Source organism: Anaerobiospirillum succiniciproducens DSM 6400, assembly GCF_000482845.1.
Lineage (GTDB): Bacteria > Pseudomonadota > Gammaproteobacteria > Enterobacterales > Succinivibrionaceae > Anaerobiospirillum > Anaerobiospirillum succiniciproducens.
Genome location: NZ_AXWV01000116.1, coordinates 1 through 5,358 on the forward strand (window position 1 = coordinate 1; position 5,358 = coordinate 5,358).

Genomic DNA, 5,358 nt, shown 5'->3' on the forward strand with positions numbered 1-5,358 from the left:
GTGTTGGAAATCCCAATTACGGCGCATAGTCTTAAACATAGACAATAACTAGAGGACTAAGCCTAAGTTTTAAAATAAGCTATGCAACCTTTTTAAGTATTACACTGCCAATTAAAGGCTTGGGCATTACTAAGCTTGCTAATTAAGCATAGTAAGCTACTGATCTTTTGCTCGCATTAGCTGTTATAAAACAGCGCTACAAGTTTAGCTAAAAATACTTAGGTTAAGGACAGTGTGCAAAACAAAATCCTCAAGATCACAAGTTAAGCTCGATCGCAGTGCACAGACAAGCGGGGAAAGATAAAGCACAGTTAATGCAACTTGTCTATTATCTAGCGCTCTACTCTTGGCTATTTAGCTCTGAGTGAGCGCACAAAGTGGCCATTTATACTTGGACAAATGCAGCCTAAGATGGAGGGAGCTTTTGCACCTGTACTGCTGTTGAGGTTTACTTGAATACCATGAGTACATAAAGCTGCAAAATAGGCAAAGGCAGCAGGTTCAAGAGATTGTGGGGCAATACCTTGTTGCTTAATGCTGCTAATGGAGAGCTTAAGACCCATTGCATCAGCTAGTACTTTAAAACGCTCCATCATATAGCCATTGTCAGCACCACCGCCGGCCACTATAAGCTCACAAGTATCTAAAGTATAGGATGGGGCATCACTGTGAGCATTGCTCTTTGCTGTGGAGTTAATACTAGTGACTACTTGTTTGATGCCATCAAGCACGGTACGGGCAGTAAGCTCAGTTAAGGTTGCAAGTAAGTTGAGGATGTCCTCTCGAGATGAGTTATTAAAGTCAGGAAGAGCATCAAAACGTTTTAAAAACTCAGCATTAAAGAGCTCTCGACCTGTTGATTTTGGATATGGAGTAGCAAAGTACTCGTGAGTGAGCATGGCGTTGAGTAAAAGCTCATTTACTTTACCTGAGCGGGCGTAGTTACCGTCTTTGTCATATGGCTCATTAAAAGCCTCGCGACACATAAGATCAATGAGCGTATTGGCAGGACCCGTATCGAAGGCAGCAATGATATTACCTTTTGCATCTAAAGCGGTGATATTAGCAATGCCGCCTAAATTGAGCATGAAAACAGGGCGATTGTTTTTACCAAAGAGAGCTGAGTGAAAGATTTGAGCAAGCGGTGCACCTTGACCGCCAGCAGCAAGATCTGCAGCTCTAAAGTTCACGATCGCATCGATGCCAGTAAGAGCGGCTAGATTTGGTCCATTGTCAATTTGGACGCTAATAGATTTTTCAGGCTGATGAAAGATAGTCTGGCCATGCGATCCGATCGCTACAATATCAGATGCGCTATAGCCTGTGATCTGAAGTAAATCATTGACTAATTGAGCACTGCGCTGAGAAATAAGCTGTGCACCTTGAGCTTGGCTTTGTATATTGTTAAAACGACTATGAGGATCGCACAGTCCATGCAGTAGTTCTTTTTCGTCACTTAACCACTCATATGAGACCACTTTACCAATGCTAAGATCGCAGATCTCATGATCTTTAGTGCTAACAAAAAGCATGGCTGCTTCAAGAGAGTCAATACTAGTACCACTCATGAGGCCAATATAGATTTCACGCTCACATGATTGATTATCGCTAGTGCTGTTAAGTGACATGGCCGCCTCTTTGTGCATAATGAAAACTATCTACATTATACGTACCACTGTAGAGTCAAACAAAACTTTGTCGATATCTGAACCCTTTGAGATCAAAGGTGAAGCAGTTAATTCAAACTTGGTATGCAATGAATTTAACTATTAACCTTAAAGTTGCCTTGCGCCTCTGCATACCATTAAGATAAAAGTTACCTTGCTCTTATGCATTCTATTAAGCCAGCGTAGCGTTGTTATGCGCTAGCGCAAGCCTTGCCTTGTTATGTAGCTACACCAAGCTCGTCGTTCTTATCGATCTACAGCAAGCTCATCGTTCTTATCGAGATACAGTAAGCTCGTCGTTCTTATAGTGGCCAAGTGCAGTCAATGCTTAGTACAAACTGTAGCTTTCTATAAATTTGTCTATAATTTATTACAGCTCAATGTCACTATGACAACTGTACAGAATGTATTTATAGATCATAGTCTATGTGGTCAAGTTCAGATGGGATCCATTATGCCATTGCTTATGCGTATAATGATGGAATAGAGGAGTGAGCTATGGATTATTTTAAGAAAGGCGCAATAGCGTTAGCATGTGCCATAAGTTTCTTTACAAGCACTGCTCATGCTGCAAAGAATGAGATTAATGTCTTTTACTATACGCTCAATGACTTGTTTTTGAGTCAACTAAGTGTTGAGCTGCAAAATACTGCCATTTCTAAGCGTATTAGATTGCGTCAGCATGATGCTAATGTTGATGCCAAGACTCAGATAGAGCAGGTTAAGAAAGTTCTAGAAACTCAGAGTAACCATCATCCAATCTTAGTCAATCCTGTGGATACAGAGACTGCACATGTACTGCTTGAGCTAGCAAAAGATCACGACACTCCAATTATCTTTTTTAACCGCAATCCAGATATGACCAACTTTAGCTCTTTTGATAAAGCATGGTTTGTCAGTTCAAATGCACAGGAAGCAGGTAAGATCCAAGCTCAAATAGTAATTAGCTACCTTAAAACCCATCCAGAAGCTGATAAAAATAAAGATGGCAAGATCAACTATCTGATCTTCCAAGGAGATCCAGCGCATCACGACACTGCTATACGTACCAATTCATTTATTAATACTATGCGCGACTCTCAATATAAGCTCAAGGCAATTGATTCTGTGTATGCGCATTGGGACGCAGCTAAAGCTCAAAGCAAGATGACATATATCATGAATAGTTTGTCACCTGAGAGCATTGAGCTGATTGTCTCTAATAATGATGCTATGGCTTTAGGAGTTATTCATGCCCTGTATAAGTTTGGCTATAACATCCCGCGCGGAGTTAATGTGCCTGAGGCTAATAACAGTAATCCTAAAGCTATGAGGGCAACCATGCCAAAAGTGCCTTATATTCCTGTAGTGGGCATTGATGCATTGCCTGAGGCAATCGATGCGGTTGAGCGCGGCACCATGCTAGGCTCTGTGTACAATGACGCAAATGCTGTTGCAGATGTCGCCATGCGTATTGCTAATCTATATTTAAACGATATTCCGATTACTTATGAGCGCATCGGCTACCCAGTTGATGATCGTATTATCGATATTCCATACGTTCGCGTCTGCCGTTGCCAGTGAAAGTAGCAAGATCAACTCACAGCTGCCAAGCTTTTGTTGTACGCTAGTCCCAGTGCAAGACTAAAGGCAGAATGAATGTATAGCTTTTAAGATCAAATTAAACTGAGCGGGCTCGGTGGGTTTTGTATTTTGCGCAAGCAAGGAAAGATCGCCACAAATTAGTGGATTTTACCTAAGCAAAGAAATTGTAGAGCAGCTGCTAAAGAATTAGTCTGAGTGAGATGAGAAGGCAGGGTGCTGCAGATTAGTCTGAGTGAGATGAGATGGCAGGGTGCGGCAGATTAGTTGGACCAAGAAGAGATGGCTGCGGCGCTGCAGATTAGTTTGATCAAGAAGAAGGGGCAGCTCGGCGCTGCAGATTAGGTGGATAGGCTACGGCGCTGGGCCGTAGCTTATATAAAAAAGGCAGCTATCGTGTGTGCTTATGGGCGTACGTAGTCGTAAGCTACGCGGATGCCACCGCCTGGACGGTCATAAAAAACAGTGCCAGTGTACTTAAAGCCTAATTTGTCCATCAGGTGGAGCATAGGCTTATTACTCTCACCAGTGTCCACACGGATGTATGGGTAGTTTTCCATTACATGACGGAAGATGAATTGACCAGCGCCAGATCCAGGCTCTGAGGCAAGACGGTGGATTACAACGTATGGAGCGTCAATAGTCCACTTAACTGTATCTTGAGTATAGACAGGCTCATCGTCAGCAAGCACAAAGACGCCAACTACTTTATTGTCTTTTTCATCATCGAAGCAGACGAAAGCCTGATGCTTTTCCATGGCTGGAATTAAGGTTGAACTGTTTGGGAAGCCATTAGTCCACTGAGTGGTATTGCCGTAGCTAAACATAAAGGCGCGTGCTTGATCGTAAAGCTCATCAATGCGCTCAAAGTCAGACTGAGCTACTTCTCTAATCTGTAACATGTTCTTCCCCAATATGTATCTGTTGAATTGAGCGGTGATCTTGCTTATTTGTCGTCGCGTAAGTAGTCAAAGCAAACGCGATCACCATAACCTTCGTAGGTTACTAGTCCGCAGTAGCGAAAGCCTAGCTTTTGCAGAATATGCAGCATGGTGCAGTTATCTGCATGGGTATCGATACGGATGTATTCATGCTCTTGCATGAGCTGGTTAAAGATAAACTGACCTGCACCAGAGCCTGGCAGTGATGCCATACGATGAATAACAGTATATGGGCGATCAGCACTCCATTTGCCGTCACGTAAGTGCTCGTATTCAGCCTCATAATCACCGACACAGAAGGTTGCTAAAATCTCGTTGGTGATCTCTTTGACGCAAACGTAGCCAGTGCCGTTTTTAATGTCTTCGGCTACAACCTTAGAAGTTGGATAATTGCTATCCCATTGAGTTGGGTTACCTTGTTCGACCATGTAGGCTCTGCAGGTATCGAAAATAGCGTCTAAGTATGGCAGATCATCTTCGTGTGTTTTGCGGATTAACAAGGCATACCTCGGTGTTATGTGCACGGTACCATGATGTTAGAGATTTATTATTAACATATTCTCTAAAACTCAGTGGCTAGATTAGCACATTTGTATGCGTCCATACGCATGCAAAGCACAATACAAGAGATTTTTACACTTGATAACTTACGAATATGCTTAGCTTTGCTTGCTAGTTGTTAAAAAGCACAAATGCAAAGCCTTAATCTCACCATTTAGTAACTAATAAAGCACATAAAGAGTAAGGCATACAAAGTACATGTGTAAGTGTTAACTTAGCTTGTTGATTTAGCCTCTAACCATACTCTTATTAGATCTTAGAACACATTAATATAACTATCGGGAGAGTCAAGAATTATGTGTACTTTTTTTTCAATAGAGTCCCCCCAACAAAGAGATTGAGGTTCTCTTTTACCTCTTAAAGTACTTCGCTGCTATATCTGCAGTTATTGGATTGGCTAAAAGTTCACAGCGAACTGAAGGCCAGTTGCTAACTGCTCTTTTATCCCACTTTGGCTTGAGATGGTATGTGTAGCGAAGCAATAGCATGGATATCACACTTTTCATACCTCCGAATACGCCTTTTTTCACCACCTCACGAAAACTACTGTTTGTCGCTTCGATGGCATTTGTGGTGTACATGATTTTTCTTACCGAGGATGAGTGCCT

General features: G+C 42.1%; 4 protein-coding genes and 1 pseudogene. 1 reads left to right on the top strand and 4 read right to left on the bottom strand.

Annotated features, from left to right (window positions below; translation table 11 throughout):
• Nucleotides 1-350 precede the first annotated feature (350 nt).
• Nucleotides 351-1,628 carry an anhydro-N-acetylmuramic acid kinase gene (locus H524_RS0111575; RefSeq protein WP_027940309.1) on the bottom strand — a complete coding sequence of 426 codons (1,278 nt, stop codon included), beginning with the start codon at nucleotides 1,626-1,628 and terminating at the stop codon, nucleotides 351-353.
• A gap of 537 nt (nucleotides 1,629-2,165) precedes the next feature.
• Here H524_RS0111575 and H524_RS0111580 point away from each other — a divergent pair.
• A complete protein-coding gene (locus H524_RS0111580) occupies nucleotides 2,166-3,230 on the top strand; it encodes a galactose ABC transporter substrate-binding protein (protein WP_027940310.1) in 1,065 nt (354 codons plus the stop codon).
• Between the two features lie 422 nt (nucleotides 3,231-3,652).
• Here the strand turns inward: H524_RS0111580 and H524_RS0111585 are convergent, their stop codons facing one another.
• The 3 genes and pseudogenes from H524_RS0111585 to H524_RS17650 form a co-directional block, all read right to left on the bottom strand.
• Nucleotides 3,653-4,150: a GNAT family N-acetyltransferase gene (locus H524_RS0111585; protein WP_027940311.1), complete on the bottom strand. Its 498-nt coding sequence runs from the start codon at nucleotides 4,148-4,150 to the stop codon at nucleotides 3,653-3,655.
• A gap of 44 nt (nucleotides 4,151-4,194) precedes the next feature.
• The gene (locus H524_RS0111590; RefSeq protein WP_027940312.1) at nucleotides 4,195-4,689 is read right to left on the bottom strand and encodes a GNAT family N-acetyltransferase; all 495 of its coding nucleotides are present in this window, start codon (nucleotides 4,687-4,689) and stop codon (nucleotides 4,195-4,197) included.
• Nucleotides 4,690-5,100: 411 nt separating this feature from the next.
• Nucleotides 5,101-5,358 (bottom strand): annotated as a pseudogene (locus H524_RS17650) (IS256 family transposase); the annotation flags it as partial.